The organism is Microcoleus sp. B6-A1, assembly GCF_036705085.1.
GTDB lineage: Bacteria > Cyanobacteriota > Cyanobacteriia > Cyanobacteriales > Microcoleaceae > Microcoleus.
Map to the genome: position 1 here is coordinate 106,432 of NZ_JAUBTU010000007.1, position 18,844 is coordinate 125,275.

Here is an 18,844-nt window from a genome sequence, read left to right on the forward strand (position 1 = left end):
ACTGATATAATCCAAATATATAATTCTGATGGAACCGGAAACGATATTATTTATATAACAGGATTTAAGGTATGTCTCGCCTGTCTTCCGGCCTACTGTTTGTTTTCTTATTGCTATTTCCCTCGAAAACCTTCGCCCAAATAATTCCCGATAATACCCTGGGCCCGGAAAGTTCGCGCACTGTTCCCGATACAATCAACAACTTACCCTCAGATAGAATCACTGGCGGCGCAACTCGTGGTGTTAACCTATTTCACAGTTGGCGCGAATTTAACATCCGTGAAGGGCGGGGAGCTTATTTTGAAAATCCCAGCGGAATTGCCAACATCTTCACCCGCGTTACGGGCGGCAACCCCTCAAATATTTTAGGGACTCTGGGAGTTTTAGGCAACGGCAACTTATTTTTAATTAACCCAAAAGGAATTATATTCGGGCCGAATGCGCGGTTAGATTTGCGCGGTTCGTTTATCGGTTCAACGGCTGACAGTATTGTGTTTAATAACGGCTTTGAATTCAGCAGCACAAACCCGCAAACATCCCCGCTGTTAACCGTTAATATTCCCGTTGGTTTAAGATTTAGAGACAATGCCGGTGCAATTGTCAACCAATCGACGGCTTTAGGAAAGGTAAACCTGCCAGCCTCTGCTGTGCCCATCCCGATTAGCGATCGAGTTGGTTTAGCAGTAGAACCAGGTCAAACTTTAGCACTGATTGGCGGCGACATCCAACTTCAAGGCGGCAATTTAACCGCCAGCGGCGGACAAATTTTACTCGGTAGCGCAACGAGTCCCGGTTTAGTTAATTTTGCAATGACAGCGGAGGAAAAGGGAAATTTAACTTTAAATTATGACAATATTCAGAACTTTGGCAATATTCAAATATCCGATGGCTCACTGATTAACACCAGCGGAATTGGTGGTGGCAGAGTAGAGTTAAAAGGTGGAAATGTCGCCCTCAGCGGTGCGCGAATTTATGCGCTGACACTGGGAAATATTGATGGTAGAGGTATCGATATCAGCGCTCAAAAGTTGCGGGTGGAAAACGGAACGCAATTTTCTACCCTGACTCTAGGAGATGGTGCAGGAGGCCATATTAACTTCCGGGCTGCTGATTCAGTAGAAATGAGCGGGCTGGGAGTTGAGGGCTATCAACAGGTTGCAATTAAATATTTGGTATCGGGAACTACAGACCCGTTTGACCCGCTATTTGTGCTGTTGAATGCTAGTGCTGGCGCTGGTTCGGGGGGGGATATTACGATCGACACCGGCCGCCTGCTATTCAACAATGGGGTAGTAGGTAGCGGGATAACTTTTGGTGCTGGAAGGGGAGGAAACTTAATCATTCGCGCCAATACTTTTGAGATGGTGGGTTCTGGAATCAACAACGGGACAGCGAAAGAAAGTACCGGTGCGGGAGGAAGTATTAGTGTTGATGTCAATCGATTAATTATGCGCGACGGTTCTCTTCTGGGTACTACAAGTTACAGCAGCGGCCCGTCGGGGAATATCAACATTAAAGCTGCTGAATCGGTAGAATTGTCTAACACCGGCCCGAAAACTGTTGTGTCAACTGGCATCAGCACGCTGAGTATCGGTTCTAACGGAAGGGCGGGGAATATTAACGTTGATACGAAGCGGTTGACTCTTTCGGGAGGTTCTGCTTTTACTTTAGGAACGGGTGTTTTAGTTGGCAGGTTTTTGTTTTCTCAGGAGGGGGGGCCGGCGGGAAATTTAACTGTTAGGGCTACTGAGTCAGTAGAAATTTCAGGTATTTCCCAAGTTTTGACCAGCGGAATTCAGAATGCTAGCGCGCTGACTTCTGGAACTTTGAGCTCTAGTCGGGGTGGGGATATTCGGATTGATACGCCAAGCCTGACTGTGCGGGATGGGGGGATAGTTTCTACGAGCTCTTTGGGATATGGAGATGTGGGGAATATTACTGTTAATGCCGATCGCATTTCAGTCAGCGGCAGCGGAAATAATGGTTTGTTTGTCAGTACAATTGATGCTTCGGTGGGCAAGACATTCGGTACTAATCCCAATGCTACGGCAAATGCCGGTTCGTTGAATCTGAATGCCGATCGACTAATTGTCCGAGATGGAGCTACAGTGACAGTGCAGGCTACGGGAACCGGACGCGCTGGTAATATCAATATTGTCGCAAATTCGATCAACCTTGACAACAAAGCGAGGATTGACGGCACGACTATATCGGGTACTGGGGCAAATATTAACCTGCAAGCGCGAGACATCCAATTGCGCCGCAACAGCCGAATTACCACCGATGCAGGCACTTCGGACGGTGGCAATATCAACATCAACAGCGACATTCTTGTCGCCCTCCCGCAAGAAAACAGCGACATTACAGCCAACGCCGGCACTGCAGGCGGCGGCCGCGTCAATATCAATGTCCCCAATGTCTTCGGTTTTACAGCAGCGAGTCGCGAACAAGTCAGAAGCAGGTTGGGGCTCAGTGACGGCGAATTTGCAGCGTTGCAAGTAAGTCCTACTTCTCTAATTCCTAGCAGCGACATCGCCGCGATTTCCCAAAGTGGCGGCGCGGCTTTGCAAGGGGCGGTAACATTTAGTTCTGTTGGAGTGAATCCCGCTCAAGGTTTAGTGGAACTGCCGCAAAATGTGGTCAATCCGGCTGCGTTAATTGCTGCAAATCCCTGCATCGAAGGGGCCGAGAACGAGTTTACTGTGACGGGGCGGGGGGGATTGCCACCGAGTCCTAATGAAGTTCTCAGCAGCGCAGGAGAACCGTTTCCGTGGGTGGAACCAGCGGTAGGTGGAAGTCAGCAAGTAGAAGGTCAAAGAACATCCCTAGAAATTCGACCAACAGAAATTATTCCCGCTCAAGGTTGGGTAATGGACGATCGAGGACAAGTGACGCTGGTAGCCTATAATGCTGGTGGTGTTGCATCTCTTCGCAGTCCGAAACCGACGGGTGTTTGCGTACCTCAATAGGTACTCTTCAGCTTTTAGCTAACCCCTTGCTATTTTCCTAATACTAAATTAATCAGACTTAAAAGATGCGCTGCCAATCTTGGGCCCTATTTTTTGCATTCTTACTCCTGTGTCCTTTCCCCGCCGTCGCTCAAATTATCCCAGACAGCAGCTTGGGTGCAGAAAGTTCGCGGACAGTGACCGATACTATCAACAACTTACCCTCGGACAGAATAGAAGGCGGTGCAACTCGCGGCGTTAACCTATTTCACAGCTTGCGTGAATTTAACATCCGTGAAGGGCGGGGAGCCTATTTTGCCAATCCCAGCGGAATTGCGAATATTTTTACCCGCGTTACTGGTGGCAACCCTTCTAATATTTTAGGAACTCTGGGAGTTTTGGGAAACAGTAACTTGTTTTTAATTAACCCCAAAGGAATTGTCTTTGGCCCCAATGCTCGGTTAGATTTGCGCGGCTCATTTATTGGATCTACTGGTAGCGGCGTTCTCTTTGATAATGGGTTTGAATTTAGTGCAGCTAATTCTAATGCAGTGCCATTGTTAGCGATTAATATTCCTGTGGGTTTAAGATTTAGAGAAAATCCCGGCACAATTGTTAACTCTTCCCAAGCAATCGGCCCCACACCAACCTTACCGCCCTTGCCCGTAGAAATTCCTGTTTCTAACAAACTTGGTTTAGCAGTAGACCCCGGCCAAACTTTAGCATTAATTGGCGGAGACATTCAACTCCCAGGTGGAAATTTAACAGCTTATACCGGACAAATATTACTGGGAAGTGTGAAGAGTCCTGGTTTAGTGCAATTTGAACCAACTGCTTTAGGTCTGAATTTAAACTATGGCAATATTCAGAACTTCGGCAATATAGAAATGAACGGTGCATTTATAAACACCAGCGGATTAGGAGGCGGGAAAATTGACATCACAGGTGGAAATGTCACCGTCAGTAGTTCGGGAATTTATAGCCTAACATTGGGAAATATTGATGGCAGAAGTATTGATATTAATGCCCAAAACTTGCGAGTAGATAAAGGGTCGCAAATTCTCACCGCCACATTGGGAGATGGGAAGGGGAACAATTTAAATATCCACGCTACTGACTCAGTAGAAATGAGCGGGCTGGGAATTGAAGGCTATCAGCGGTTTTATAGCCAATATCTACCCTCTGGAACGTTCAACCCTTTTGACCCGCAAATAGTTCTGAGTGCTGGTACTGCTGGCAGTGGAGCCGCCGGAGAGATTAACATTGACACTGGACGGCTGCTGCTGCGCGATGGGGTACTGGGCGGTACAGTCACTTTTAGTCCTGGAAATGCCGGAAATCTGAATATCCGTGCTAACACCGTCGAACTCGTCAGTTCTGCGCTCAGCAGCGGAACAAATCGCGGAAGTATCGGCTCTGGCGGCAGCATAACTGTTGAGGCTCAACGCTTAATCATGCGCGGTGGCTCCAATCTCGTAACTATCAGCCGCAGTGATGGAGCATCGGGGAATATCGCCATTAAAACTTCTGAATCTGTAGAATTGTCGGGGAGTCTCCCTGGAAGTACGGCGCAAACTATCCTCGGCACCAACTCTTTCGATGGGAATGGGAAAGCTGGGGATATTACCATCGACACTAAGCGGCTGACTGTTTCTGATGGAGCCTCAATTACTTTATCTACGGGTTCGATTATTGGCGAAACCGTGTTTTCTACCAGTGGGGGACCTGGAGGAAATTTAACTATCAGAGCTTCAGAGTCGATAGAAGTGAGCGGCGTGTCTGGAGTTTTAGGGGATGCGGGTTTCGCACCGAGTTCTCTGGGTACTCAAAGTACAAGCTCTGCTAGGGGTGGAGATATCCGCCTCTCTACGCCCATGCTCACTGTAAAAAATGGGGGTATTATTTCTGCGGCTTCTTTGAGCGCAGCAGATGCGGGAGATATTAAAATTAATGCCGATCGCACAGAAGTCCAAGGCAGTGGGAATAGCGGTCTGTTCAGCAGTAGAATTGAGGCTTCGGCTGGCAGGGCGCTGAATTTTGTCAATCCCAATGCTACGGCAAATGCGGGTTCGTTGAATCTAAATGCCGATCGACTAATTGTCAGAGATGGAGCTATAGTGACGGTGCAGGCTACGGGAACCGGACGCGCTGGTAATATCAATGTTGTCGCAAATTCGATCGCTCTTGACAACAAAGCGAGGATTGACGGCACGACTGTATCGGGTACTGGGGCAAATATTAACCTGCAAGCGCGAGACATCCAATTGCGCCGCAACAGCCAAATTACCACCGATGCGGGTATTTCTGATGGTGGCAATATCAACATTAAAAGCGATATTTTGGTGGCTTTACCACGAGAAAATAGCGATATTACTGCTAATGCGCGATCGGCAGGCGGTGGGCGCGTGAATATCAATGTCCCCAATGTCTTCGGTTTTACAGCAACGAGTCGCGAACAAGTCAGAAGCAGGTTGGGGATCGGTGACGGCGAATTTGCAGCGTTGCAAGTAAGTCCTACTTCTCTAATTCCTAGCAGCGATATTGCGGCGATTTCTCAAAGTGGCGGCGCGGCTTTGCAAGGGGCGGTAACATTTAGTTCTGTTGGAGTCAATCCTGCTCAAGGTTTAGTGGAACTGCCACAAAATGTTGTCGATCCGGCTGCGTTAATTGTGGCAAATCCCTGCACGCAAGGGGCCGATAGCGCATTTACCGCTACTGGGAAAGGAGGAGTGCCACCGAGTCCTAATGATGTTCTCAGCAGCAATTTTAGCCAGTTTGATTGGGTGGAACCAGCGGTAGGTGGAACTCAGCAAATAGAAAGCCCAAGAGCTTCCATAGAAATGCGGCCAACAGAAATTATTCCCGCTCAAGGTTGGGTAATAGATGAGCAAGGAAAAGTAACGCTGGTAGCGTATAATTCAAGTAATGGTGCATCTCTTCGCAATCCGAAACCGACGGGTGTTTGCGTACCTCAATAGGTACTCTTCAGGTTTGAGCTAACCCGTCGCTATTTTCCTAATACTAAATTAACAGGAATTAAAAGATGCCCCGCCAATCTTGCGCCCTATTTTTTGCGTTCTTACTGCTGTTTCCTTTCCCCGGCGTCGCCCAAATCATCCCCGATAATAGCTTGGGAACAGAAAGTTCGCGGACAGTTCCGGACACGATTAATAACTTACCCTCGGACAGAATAGAAGGCGGTGCAACTCGCGGAGCGAATTTATTTCACAGTTTACAACAATTTAACGTTGGTGAAGGACGAGGCGCATATTTTGCCAATCCTAACGGGATTGCGAATATTTTTACCCGCGTTACTGGTGGCAACCCTTCCCATATTTTAGGTGTGTTGGGAGTTCAAGGTAATGCTAACTTATTTTTACTTAATCCGAAAGGGATTATCTTTGGCCCCAATGCGCGGTTAGACTTACGCGGCTCTTTTATTGGTTCAACAGGTAGCGGCGTTCTCTTTGATAATGGGTTTGAATTTAGTGCAGCTAATTCTAATGCAGTGCCATTATTAGCGGTTAATATTCCTGTGGGTTTAAGATTTAGAGAAAATCCCGGCACAATTGTCAACTCTTCCCAAACAAAGGCTCCTACATCCGCCTTACCACCACTACCCATAGAAATTCCTGCTTTTGAAAAACTCGGTTTAGCCGTAGATCCCGGTCAAACTTTAGCATTAATTGGCGGTGACATTCAACTGCAAGGAGGAAATCTAACTGCTTATACCGGACAAATTCTTCTAGGTAGCGTCAAGAGTCCAGGTTTAGTGCAATTTGAACCAACAGCTTTAGGTCTGAATTTAAACTATGGCAATATTCAGAACTTCGGCAATATTGAAATGAACGGTGCATTTATAAATACTAGCGGATTAGGAGGTGGGAAAGTCGATATTCGAGGTGGAAATATTAATCTTAACGGTTCAGGGATTTATGGACTGACACTCGGAAATATTGATGGTAGAGGCATTGACATCAATTCCCAAAACTTGCGAGTAGAGGGGGGATCGCAAATTTTCGCATCCACACTGGGAGAGGGGAGAGGAAGCGATATCAACATCCGCGCTACTGACTCAGTAGAAATGATCGGGTTGGGAATTGAGGGCTATCAGCAGCTTACAGAAAATTTTCAGACATCTGGAACAGGCAACCCATTTATTTCGCAAATCGTTCTGTTTACTAGCACTATTGGCAGTGGAGCCGCCGGAGATATTAACATTGAAGCCGGACGGCTGTTGATGAGCAATGGGGTAGTGGGCGGTGCCCCCACCTTTGGTGCCGGGAATGGTGGAAATCTGGCTATCCGCGCCAACACCGTCGAACTCGTCAGTTCAACGCTCTATAACGGAACAACGAACGAAAGCACTGGTCAAGGCGGAAACATCTCTGTTGAAGCGCAACGGTTAATACTGCGCGATGGCGGTGCGTTTGCCAGCTTCAGCCTTAGTGATGGAGCATCGGGGAATATCGCGATTAAAGCGAGTGAATCTGTGGAATTATCGGGTAGTCTTCCTGGAGGTCTAGGGCAAACTCGGCTCGGCACGAATACTTTTGATGGGAATGGAAAAGGTGGAGATATTAGCATCGACACTAAGCGGCTGAGTGTTTCTAATGGAGCCACAATTAGTTTAACGACTGGTGCTATTTTTGGGGAAGTTGTGTTTTCTACAAGTGGGGGGACGGGAGGAAATTTAACTGTGAGAGCCTCCGAGTCTATAGAGGTGAGCGGCGAGTCAAGATTTTTGGGGAATGCGGGCTATGTTGCAAGTTCTTTTGTTACTCAAACTGCAAGTTCTGGTAGAGGTGGAGATATCCGCATCTCAACACCTAAACTAACTGTGCAGAATGGGGGGGTTATTTCTGCGGCTTCTTTGGGTATAGCAGATGCAGGAGATATTACAATTAATGCCGATCGCTTACAAGTGCAAGGTATTGGGAGTAACAGTGGGTTGAGGAGTGGAATTGAGGCCTCGGTTGGTAGGGCGTTTAATGCTGTCAATTCCACTGCTAGCGGAAATGCAGGCTCGTTGAATTTGAATGCTAATCAATTGATTCTTCGGGATAGTGCAGTTGTTAACGTTCAATCTTCAGGAACAGGTAGGGCTGGCAATATTAACGTTGTAGCTAACTCAATTGCCCTGGATAATAAAAGCATAATTGATGGCACTACTGTCTCTGGTACAGGGGCTAATATTAACCTGCAAGCGCAAGATATTCAGTTGCGGCGCGGCAGTCGAATCACCACGGATGCAGGTATTTCTGAGGGCGGTAATATCAGAATTAATAGCGATATTTTGGTAGCTTTACCGCGAGAAAATAGTGATATTACAGCTAATGCTCGCACAGCTAGGGGCGGACAAGTTACGGTCAATGTACCAAATATCTTTGGCTTTACAAGCCTTAACCGCGACCAAGCCAGGAGTAGTTTAGGACTGACTGATGCTCAATTTGCAGCGTTGCAAGTAAGTCCGACTTCTCTAATTCCTACCAGCGATATTGCGGCGATTTCCCAAAGTAGCGGCCCGGCTTTGCAAGGTACTGTAACATTTAGTGCTTCTGGGGTGAATCCTGCTCAAGGTTTAGTGGAACTGCCGCAAAATGTGGTAGATCCGGCTGCTTTAATTGCGGCAAATCCCTGCACGCAAGAGGCAGGGAGCGCATTTACCGTCACTGGGAAAGGAGGAGTGCCACCCAGTCCCAATGATGCCCTCAGCAGCAATTCTAGCCAGTTTAATTGGGTGGAAGGTTCGGCAACGGATTATGTAACGGATGTAACGGATGTAACGGATAGAGGTTTGAAGGCAGAAAGGGAAAAAAAGGCTGAGGAAGTTGTTCCGGCGCAAGGTTGGGTGGTGAATGCTTCTGGGGATGTGACACTTGTTGGATATAATCCGGGTAATGTTTCGGGGCGGAATCTTCGGCCAAATTCTGTTTGTCCACCGCGCTGAAATTAGGTTTTTTTTAACCGCAGATGTAGGCGGATTGACGCGGATTAACGCAGATAAAGAATAAGATGTATTTGGGTGAGTTAGTAGGTGTGTCTGCGCTTGTAATTTTATTTTCTAAATATGAAGTTTACCCGATCGCTCCGGCAAGTAATTCTGTTATTTGTGATTTCCTGTCTGCTAGCAGTTGCGATTCCTCCTGGAATTGCTCAGGTTAATCCACCACAAACGGTGCAGCTTGTTCGACAAGCTCGAACTCTGTACCAAGAGGAACGTTTTTCGGAAGCTGTACCTTTGTTGCAGCAAGCGGCGGCGCAGTTTGAGGCAAAAGGCGAAAATCTCGATCGCGCCACAGCTTTGAGCAATTTAGCTGCAACCTATGGGCAGTTGGGGCTTTGGGAACAAGCAGAAAAAGCTGTAAATTCGAGTTTGTCGGCTGTGCGAACACAAGCCAACACTCCCGAACAGCAGCGGATTTTGGCTGAAACTCTCAATATTCAAGGACAGTTGCAACTTGAACGCGGGCAGACTCAAGATGCGATCGAGATTTGGACGCAAGCTGCGAAAATTTTCGAGCAAATTGATAGAAAACCCCAACTTTTTCAAGTTCAAATTAATCAAAGTCGGGCTTGGGAAACTCTTGGACTTTACCCCAGAGCTTGCAAAATGCTGTTAGCTTCTTTCAAGCTGGAAAACCAAACTTGCGAAGTTTCGGCAGCGGGTTTGGAAAGTTTGAAAAATGGGTCGGTTTCCCTCGAACAAGTCCGGGCAATTCATGCTTTAGGGCGGGTATTGCGGGTTTTGGGACAACTGGAACGATCGCAGGATGTGCTTTCGGCGGGACTCGAAGCAGCCAAAAAATTAGGTAGCCGATCAGAGGAGGCTGCAATTTATCTCAATCTGGGCAATACGGTACGGGCTAAAAGCAATAAACCGGGTTTGACACCGGAACAGCGGGGTGATTGGGAACGCTTTGCCCTAGAGTATTATGGTCGATCGATCCAGGCGATCCCGAATCGATCGCTTTTACAAATTCAGGCGAAGTTAAATCAATTGAGTTTGTTGGTCGATCGCCAAGATTGGTCTGAAGCAGAGGCTTTATGGCGTTCTCTAGAACCTCAAACCGCTCAATTTGGGTCGAACCGCGCCGGACTTTACGCTCAAATTAATTTAGCTCAAAGCTTGATGAAATTAGCTCAGTCGCCTGCGAAAACTGTGAGTTTAAGCGATATTGACACAATGCTCGATCGCTCTGTCGAACGAGCAAAAAGTTTGGGCGATCGACGAATACAAGCTTATATTCTGGCAGCAAAAGGCAAACTATCGGAAATCCAACAGCAGTATCAGAAAGCAGAAAATCTCACAACCGAGGCTTTGACTTTAGCACCGGCATTTCAATCTCCCGATATTGCTTACCAATTGTTTTGGCAACTGGGACGAATTCGGAAAGCTCAGGGAAATACAGAAGGGGCGATCGTTCAATATACTCAAGCTGTCAATATATTGTCTTCTCTGCGGGGCGATTTGGTAACAGTCAATCCCGAAGTGCAATTTTCGTTTCGGGAAAGTGCCGAACCGGTTTATCGGGAATTAGTCGGGATGCTTTTGCAAGAGGAATCTCCCAGTCAAGCTAAATTGAAACTAGCGCGCCAAACGGTGGAATCGTTGCAGTTGGCGGAATTGGACAACTTTTTTCGGGATGCTTGCGCTGATGCTAAACCAAAGTCGATCGAGGAAATTGATCCGACAGCGGCGGTGATTTATCCGATTATTTTGAGCGATCGTTTGGAGGTAATTTTGTCAATTCCCGGCAAACCTCTGCGCCGCTACGCTACTGTGAAGTCTCAAGCCGAGTTGGAAACTGCCTTCAGACAAGCCAAAAATACCATCAGGCCTGCTTCTTTCCCCCGCGACAGGAGGCTACCCGTCGAACAGGTTTACGACTGGTTAATCCGCCCCGCAGAGGCGGATTTGACCGCCAGCGGGATTAAAACCCTGGTATTTGTGCTCGACGGTTATTTGCGGAATCTGCCGATGGCGGTGCTGCACGACGGTGAAAAGTTTTTGGTAGAAAAATACAATATTGCTTTGGCGCCGGGATTGCAATTGCTGGCACCGAAACCGCTGAACAAAGTCAAGTTAAAAGTGCTCACCGCTGGCCTCTCGGAAGCGCGTCAAGGCTTCTCGGCTTTGCCGGGGGTGAAGGAGGAAGTTCAGCAAATTGCAGCCGAGATGCCGGCGAGTTCGCTGCTGAATGAAGATTTTGTCAGCGGGCGGTTGCACGATCGAATTAAAGCTTTGTCTTACCCGATCGTCCATTTGGCAACTCACGGTCAGTTTAGCTCGAATGCGGCGGATACTTTTATTGTGACTTGGGATCAGAAAGTGAATGTTAAGGAGTTCGATCGACTGCTGCGAGCCCGCACTGGGGAGAGACAACAGCCGATCGAACTTTTGGTTTTGAGTGCTTGCGAAACTGCTTCGGGCGATAACCGCGCGGCTTTGGGTTTGGCGGGGGCCGCAATTCGATCGGGTGCGCGCAGCACCGCCGCCACCCTTTGGCAAGTCAACGACGAATCTACAGCTATCTTTATGACTGAGTTTTACAAGCAACTGGCTTCTTCTAAAACCAGCAAAGCTGAAGCCCTCCGCAACGCTCAATTAACGCTGCTCAAAAACCCACAGTATCAGAATCCCTATTTCTGGGCACCTTTCGTGCTAGTGGGGAATTGGCAATGATTTAAGATGGGGCATTGGGCATGGGGCATCGGGCATGGGGCATCTGACAATTTTAGATTTTAGATTTTAGATTTTAGATTGCTCAGGGCATTGGGCATCGGCGGGCGGTGGACAACAGTCAACAGTCAACAGTCAACTGACAATTGACAACTGACAATTGACAACTGACTCAAATGCAGTTGGTTTTTTGTTAAAGTTTGTAAACTGTTAAGAGTGCTTTTTGCATCTAATATTTTTTCGAGGAGTCCCATGAAGCAACTTTTGATTGCTGAGCGCTTTTGCTTAATTGCCCACGTCTTGTCAATGGCTTTTGGATTGGCAGGGTTGCTGCTGATTTTACCCCGTCCCGAATTGGTGATGAGTTTGCCACCAGCAGGGCAAACGCTATTCCAGTGGGGGATGGCTGGGGGTGGAGTAGTTTATATCATCTTTGGTGCAGCAGCAGTTGCTCTCTATTCCTTGCGGACGTTGGGTTGGGGTGCAACTCTGGCTTTTTTAGTGCCTTCTGTGTTTTTGTCCTTGAGTAGCGAGTTGTTGGGAACGAGTACCGGTTTTCCCTTCGGCCACTACCACTATTTAAGCGGTTTGGGCTACAAAATTGCAGGGCTGGTTCCGTTTACAATTCCTCTGTCGTGGTTTTATCTGGGACTGGTTTCCTATGTAATTGCTCGCGCTGGAGTAGCTGGTGGTAAAGGTGAACTCAACTGGGTGCGCCAAATAGGGGCGATCGCCCTTGGTGCTTTGCTGCTAACAGCTTGGGATTTTGTACTAGATCCGGCGATGAGTCAAACTGCTGTGCCTTTTTGGGAGTTTGAGGAACTTGGGGCTTTCTTTGGGATGCCTTACCGCAATTTGGCTGGCTGGATGGGTACGGGGGCGCTATTTATGTCTGTAGCAGCTTTCTTGTGGAGAAAAACACCGATTAAATTAGAGCGATCGGAATTGGGTTTGCCCTTAATTGTTTATTTGGTAAACTTTGCTTTCGGAGCAATTATCACTGTAGTTTCCTTGGATTCTCGGTTCTGGTTCCCGACATCGCTAGCGGTGCTTCTGGGTGTAGTTCCGGCGATCGCGTTAAGCTGGATCGCTAAACCCGCAACAGGTGACGTAACCGAAACAATGCCGTCTTTGGAGACATCTGTTATCACGGCCCAAATTCCACCTGAGCCCGTGGGCGTTTTGCGTAAGTGAGTTGCTAGTGAGCAACCCCGGCTGATTTAGCAAAAATTTACACTAAATTTTGAGCTAGTTTAAAAACCCGGTTTCTACAAGAAACCGGGTTTTTTAGTGGTGATTTTTTCATTCCCAATTCCTGTAATATGTTTGAGGTCAAAATTTTATTATCGCAGAAGGAAGAAGGAAGTTCGGCAACGGATTATGTAACGGATGTAACGGATGTAACGGATGTAACGGATGTCAGGAAGAAGGAAGTTCGGCAACGGATTCGCTTTCAGAGGATGTAACGGATGTAACGGATGTAACGGATGTAACGGATGTCCGTCGGAAGAAGGAAGAAGGAAGAAGCAGTAATAGCAATGGTTTCAGAGATTAAGAATGTCCTAACCGTCGGCAGTTGCTATAAATTTTTTAAATTGATACCAGTTACCAAAATAATGAACTGTAAATAAGCTCGCAACCCATATCCCCATAAGGTTCAGTTAAGATCGATCCCCCCTAACCCCCCTTAAAAAGGGGGGGACAAGAAGTTGCTCAAAGTCAACCCCTACTCCCCTTCTTAAGGGGGATGCGAGGGGGATCTCCGGGGAATTAACAGTGTTAACTGAACCGTATTGACCCATATCCCGTCAGTCATTCCCAATTCTTCAATTATTCAATTCTTCAATAGTATGGTTTTCCCGATCGCCCCTCACCAGTTCCCCGAAGTGCTGACAAGTATCATCGCTGTCGCACTCTTGCTGCTGCAATTGCCCGCTGCAGCCCTTCTGATGTCGCGTTTGATTAAAGGCCCATCGCGCATCCCGCCCCTGGAACCGGATTCGCCGACGCTGGATTTGTTGGGTAGTTGTACTGCGGTAGTACCGACTTTGAACGAAGCCGATCGCATTTCGCCTTGTTTGGAAGGATTAAGTCGCCAAAGTTACGAACTCCGAGAAGCGATCGTGGTTGACAGCTATTCGGTAGACGGAACCGGAGATTTAGTCAAAGCAGCAGCACAAAAAGACCCCCGGTTTCGCTTGATTAACGACGATCCGCTGCCGGCGGGTTGGGTAGGGCGTCCGTGGGCGCTGAATGCGGGTTTTTTGGCAAGTTCCGAGAAGTGCGAGTGGATTTTGGGGATAGATGCGGATACTGTGCCGCATCCGGGTTTGATTGCGAGTTTGCTCAAAACAGCGAAAGCTGGAAATTACGATTTGATTTCGCTGTCGCCCCAGTTTATCCTCAAGTATCCAGGGGAGTTGTGGCTGCAACCGGCTTTGTTAATGACTTTGGTTTATCGGTTCGGGCCGACGGGGACTGGCGGGGATGTGCCGGAACGGGTGATGGCGAACGGTCAGTGTTTTCTCTGTAAGCGCGAGGTTTTGGTGGCATTGGGGGGCTATGAGGTCGCGAGGGGTTCTTTTTGCGATGATGTGACTCTGGCTCGCTATGCGGCTGCTAAGGGCTTTAAGGTGGGCTTTTTGGATGGGGCTAAGGTGTTGAAGGTGCGGATGTATGAGGGGGCGATCGAGACTTGGAATGAATGGGGTCGATCGCTGGATTTGAAAGATGCTGCTTCAAGCGGTCAAATTTGGGGCGATTTGTGGCTGTTGCTGGCGGTTCAAGGTTTGCCGGTGCCGATTGTGTTGTGCTATTTGTTGTTTGGTTCGCTGCCGCCGGTTGGTGTATTTCCGCACTTTTGGCTGTTGGGATTGAATGTATTTTTGGTTGCAGTGCGATCGGCTTTGTGTTTGGCGATCGCACCTTCTTACGATACAACTGGGGCATCGGGTAAATGGCTGTTTTGGCTGTCACCTTTGGCCGATCCGCTGGCGTTTTTGCGAATTCTAATTTCTGCGTTGAATCAGCCTACTCAGTGGCGCGGCCGAAAGTATGAATAATCGTTAAATTTTTGCTAGACCTTTTAAAATTGGTAGAAGTGCGATCGCCTTTTTTGATTGAAGGGGCGATCGTACTTTTCGTTATTTCCTTAAATCAACCGGAAATTAGCGGATGTAATCGCATTGGCACTCACTCCAATCATCACACCTAACTCTTCCCCTGTCAATAGGTTCTTAATAAGAGTTCCCTGAGTATTTTGAGTGATTGCTAACTGACCAAAGCTCAAACCTCCGGTTAATCCAATCAAATCTTGACCGATTGTAAAATCAGCGATGATATCAAATCCTTGACCAGTTGTTAAGGCAAAGATATCATTGCCGCTACCGCCAATCAAACTATCATTACCCAAGTCTCCGTAAAGAATATCATCACCTTGACAACCAGTGAGAGTATCGTTGTCTTCGCCTCCGTAAAGAGTATCATTTCCTTCGCACCCTCCCAGGATATCTGCTGATTCGTTACCGCTAATTAAGTCATTACCTTCACCGCCGCAGATGGTATCCGAACCTAACTGTCCAAACAGATTGTCATCACCTTGACTGCCAAGCATTATGTCGTTACCTTTGCCTCCATATAAAACGTCATTATCCTTACCGCCATCGATGAAATCATCATCTTTATCACCCAAAATGATGTCATCACCTTCGCGGCCATTTAGGGAGTCATTGCCTTTGCCTCCGAAGATTAAATCCTTGCCCAATTCGCCAAGCACGATGTCGTTTCCTTCATCTCCATAGAGGATGTCGTCACCTTTGCCTCCGGTGATGAAGTCGTTGCCTTGGTTGCCATTAAAGATGTCGTTGCTGGCACCACCATATAAGTTGTCATTCCCGGATTTGGCATCGAATATATTGCCGTTGTTACTGCCGAGAAATTCATCGTTTTGGGCAGTGCCTATTGGAATTCCCGATACACCAAGTATGGTGTTTTCAACTGCATTGGGTTGGTTTAAGTTGGGATAGGCAATGTCATCGCAGATGCAGTCATCATTGGGGATGTTGCTGGTTGTTGGTGTTGGCGTTGGAGTCGGTGTTCCCGATGGTGTTTCCGATGGCGTGGGTGTTCCCGTTGGTGTAGGTGTTCCCGTTGGTGCCGGTGTTCCCGATGGTGTCGGTGTTCCCAATGGTGTAGGTGTTCCCGTTGGTGCCGGTGTTCCCGTTGGCGTCGGTGTTACCGTTGGCGTCGGTGTTCCCGATGGTGTCGGTGTTCCCGTTGGTGTCGGTGTTACCGATGGCGTAGGTGTTCCCGTTGGTGTCGGTGTTTCTGTGGAATTACTAAAGAGAATGATGTCGCTTGGTGAGAGAGAATTGGCTTTGATAGAGATAGTTTGACCATTCCCTAAGTTTAAGACTAAACCCGAAGGGGTAGATTGTAATGCTGCGAGCACTTGTTCCGGTGAGGTGAAACCGAAGGCGACATCAAGTTGTAATTTATCTTCTCCAGGGGTGAAGTCTAAAATTAGGTTTTGTCCGCCGAAAGTACCAGGAAGGGAATTAAAGATAAACGTGTCATTGCCAACTCCCCCGGTGAAGGTGTTGTTGCCAACTCCGCCATTGAGGGTGTCATTGCCAGCGCCACCATCAAGAGTGTCATCACCATCGCTACCGCTAATATTGTCTGGGTTGCTTGTACCGATGAAGTTGTCGTTAAAGGGACTGCCAATGATAGTGACAGGTTGAGTGATGTTGCTGAAGTTTTGAGTAAGGCTGTTGGGGGACGACGAATAATCGAAGAAGTTGGTTGGAGTGGGTGTTCCCGATTGTGTCGGCGTTCCCGTTGGAGTAGGTGTTCCCGATGGTGTCGGTGTTCCCGATGGTGTTCCCGATGGAGTGGGTGTTTCCGATGGCGTGGGTGTTCCCGATGGTGTTCCCGATGGAGTGGGTGTTCCCAATGGTGTCGGTGTTCCCGATGGAGTGGGTGTTCCCAATGGTGTCGGTGTTCCCGATGGTGTCGGTGTTCCCGATGGTGTCGGTGTTCCCGATGGTGTCGGTGTTCCCGATGGTGTCGGTGTTCCCGTTGGTGTCGGTGTTCCCGATGGTGTCGGTGTTCCCGTTGGTGTCGGTGTTCCCGTTGGTGTTCCCGATGGCGTGGGTGTTCCCGATGGTGTTTCCGATGGCGTTGGAGTCGGTGTTCCCGATGGTGTTGGTGTTTCCGATGGCGTTGGAGTCGGTGTTCCCGATGGTGTTTCCGATGGCGCGGGTGTTACCGATGGTGTCGGTGTTCCCGATGGCGCGGGGGCAGGTGCGGGTGCGGGAGCAGGTGCGGGTGCGGGAGCAGGTGCGGGCGCTGGTGCAGGTGTTTCCGCAGGGGCAGGGGCAGGTGTTGGTGCAGGTGCGGGTGTCGCAACATCAATACTAAAAGTACCCAAACTGCTAGCAGCAGCAAAATTACCGCTAGCATCCTTCACCTGCGATGCTTGCAAATTAACTGTGTAAGTACCATTATCAGCATTATCCCAAGTTCCCCCAGGCGGCGTCAACGAATATGTCGCTGTCCGAGGCGTACCATTACTATTAGTATCGACACTGATAAAGGTAGCAGGAATAGCACCCCCTGATCCATTTACAACAACATCAGAATTATCTAAACTGCTAACATCAACTCCATTGCTATCACTGAAAGTAACTGTCAATGTCTGACTTGTACCGCCCGCTGTAGTAATGTTAGAAATTGCAGCTAAGTTAGCAGTAGGTGGGGTGACATCAACAATAGGTGTGGTGACATTAGCAGTGCGAATCAGTTGAGTTGCTGCGGTATTGTTATTACCCGCAGTATCCGTTGCTTTGGCAGCAGGGACATCAACTGTGACATTACCACTAGCAGCGGGAGTGACCTCAAAGGTATAAGTTTTTCCGTCAACTTTAACAAAGTTACCGACAGTCGCATTGGCTACGGTGATATCAGTATTATCAAAGCCGGTGACATCTTCATTAAAGGTAGCAGTGACGCTAAATAAACCAGTTACTGTTGGTGTTGAAGTTGATGTTAAGGCAACTGTTGGTGGGGTGATGTCAGGTGTGGTGACATTAGCAGTGCGAGTCAGTTGAGTTGCTGCGGTATTGTTATTACCCGCAGTATCAGTTGCTTTGGCAGCAAGTACATCAACTGTGACATTACCATCAGCGGTGGGAGTGACATCAAAGCTGTAGGTTTTGGCATCAACTTTAACAAAGTTATTGACAGTCGCATTGGCTACGGTGATATCAGTATTATCAAAGCCGGTGACATCTTCATTAAAGGTGGCTGTGACGCTAAATAAACCAGTTACTGTTGGTGTGGAAGTTGATGTTAAGGCAACTGTTGGTGCGGTGATGTCAGGTATGGTGACATTAGCAGTGCGAGTCAGTTGAGTTGCTGCGGTATTGTTATTACCCGCAGTATCCGTTGCTTTGGCAGCAGGGACATCAACTGTGACATTACCACTAGCAGCGGGAGTGACATCAAAGGTGTAAGTTTTGGCATCAACTTTAACAAAGTTATCGACAGTCGCATTGGCGACGGTGATATCAGTATTATCAAAGCCGTTGACATCTTCATTAAAGGTAGCCGTGACGCTAAATAAACCAGTTACTGTTGGTGTTGAAGTTGATGTTAAGGCAACTGTTGGTGCGGTAATATCAGCAGTGCGAACAAGTTGGGTGGCTGCGGTATTGTTATTACCTGTTGTATCTGTGGCTGTAGCTGCTGGAATATCTACGGTGACATTGCCAGTGGCTGTTGGTGTAACTGTGAAATCATAGGTTGTACCGCTACCTGTAAATCCGCTAACAGTGCCGTTAGCAACAGTCACGTCAGTGTCAGTAAATCCTGTGACGGTTTCGCTGAAGGTTGCTGTGACTAAAAATGGTGCGTTTGTGTTGGTTGGTGATGCGGATGTGAGGGCAACTGTGGGGGCTGTAATATCAGCAGTGCGAATTAGTTGAGTGGCTGCGGTATTGTTATTACCAGCGGTATCTGTGGCTGTAGCAGCAAGTACATCAACGCTGACAGCGCCACTAGCATTCGGTGTAACTGTGAAATTATAGGTTGTACCGCTACCTGTAAATCCGCTAACAGTTCCGTTAGCAACAGTCACGTCAGTGTCAGTAAATCCTGTGACGGTTTCGCTGAATGTTGCTGTGACGATAAATGGTGCGTTTGTGGTTGTTGG

General features: G+C 48.0%; 8 protein-coding genes. 7 read left to right on the plus strand and 1 reads right to left on the minus strand.

Features of this window, described 5'->3' with window-relative positions; translation table 11 throughout:
* The first annotated feature begins 71 nt into the window (after positions 1-71).
* The 7 genes from QUB11_RS04285 to cruG all read left to right on the plus strand — a co-directional run bounded on the left by QUB11_RS04285 (position 72) and on the right by cruG (position 14,693).
* Positions 72-2,969: a two-partner secretion domain-containing protein gene (locus QUB11_RS04285; protein WP_333200961.1), complete on the plus strand. Its 2,898-nt coding sequence runs from the start codon at positions 72-74 to the stop codon at positions 2,967-2,969.
* A gap of 65 nt (positions 2,970-3,034) precedes the next feature.
* Positions 3,035-5,926, plus strand: a complete 2,892-nt coding sequence (locus QUB11_RS04290; RefSeq protein ID WP_333389881.1) for an S-layer family protein — start codon at positions 3,035-3,037, stop codon at positions 5,924-5,926.
* Positions 5,927-5,991: 65 nt separating this feature from the next.
* Complete coding sequence (locus QUB11_RS04295; RefSeq protein ID WP_333389882.1) at positions 5,992-8,898, plus strand: S-layer family protein; 2,907 nt, start codon at positions 5,992-5,994, stop codon at positions 8,896-8,898.
* Positions 8,899-9,018: 120 nt separating this feature from the next.
* A complete protein-coding gene (locus QUB11_RS04300; protein ID WP_333389883.1) occupies positions 9,019-11,634 on the plus strand; it encodes a CHAT domain-containing protein in 2,616 nt (871 codons plus the stop codon).
* A 249-nt stretch (positions 11,635-11,883) separates the two neighbouring features.
* Positions 11,884-12,825, plus strand: coding sequence for a gamma-carotene 1'-hydroxylase CruF (cruF, locus tag QUB11_RS04305; RefSeq protein WP_333389884.1), 942 nt, complete (start codon positions 11,884-11,886; stop codon positions 12,823-12,825).
* Between the two features lie 128 nt (positions 12,826-12,953).
* Entirely contained in the window at positions 12,954-13,097 is a 144-nt protein-coding gene (locus QUB11_RS04310) for a hypothetical protein (RefSeq protein ID WP_333389885.1), read from the plus strand.
* Positions 13,098-13,481: 384 nt separating this feature from the next.
* Positions 13,482-14,693 carry a 2'-O-glycosyltransferase CruG gene (gene cruG, locus QUB11_RS04315; protein ID WP_333389887.1) on the plus strand — a complete coding sequence of 404 codons (1,212 nt, stop codon included), beginning with the start codon at positions 13,482-13,484 and terminating at the stop codon, positions 14,691-14,693.
* Between the two features lie 89 nt (positions 14,694-14,782).
* Here the strand turns inward: cruG and QUB11_RS04320 are convergent.
* Positions 14,783-18,844: Ig-like domain-containing protein (locus tag QUB11_RS04320; protein WP_333389886.1), on the minus strand; the 4,062-nt coding region annotated here is incomplete at its 5' end.

What these genes read in the sequence shown, in the direction of transcription:
- QUB11_RS04300 (WP_333389883.1), top strand. Translation starts at nt 9,019, where the DNA reads ATGAAGTTTACCCGATCGCTCCGGCAAGTAATTCTGTTATTTGTGATT.
- QUB11_RS04285 (WP_333200961.1), top strand. Translation starts at nt 72, where the DNA reads ATGTCTCGCCTGTCTTCCGGCCTACTGTTTGTTTTCTTATTGCTATTT.
- QUB11_RS04295 (WP_333389882.1), top strand. Translation starts at nt 5,992, where the DNA reads ATGCCCCGCCAATCTTGCGCCCTATTTTTTGCGTTCTTACTGCTGTTT.
- QUB11_RS04310 (WP_333389885.1), top strand. Translation starts at nt 12,954, where the DNA reads ATGTTTGAGGTCAAAATTTTATTATCGCAGAAGGAAGAAGGAAGTTCG.
- cruG (WP_333389887.1), top strand. Translation starts at nt 13,482, where the DNA reads ATGGTTTTCCCGATCGCCCCTCACCAGTTCCCCGAAGTGCTGACAAGT.
- QUB11_RS04290 (WP_333389881.1), top strand. Translation starts at nt 3,035, where the DNA reads ATGCGCTGCCAATCTTGGGCCCTATTTTTTGCATTCTTACTCCTGTGT.
- cruF (WP_333389884.1), top strand. Translation starts at nt 11,884, where the DNA reads ATGAAGCAACTTTTGATTGCTGAGCGCTTTTGCTTAATTGCCCACGTC.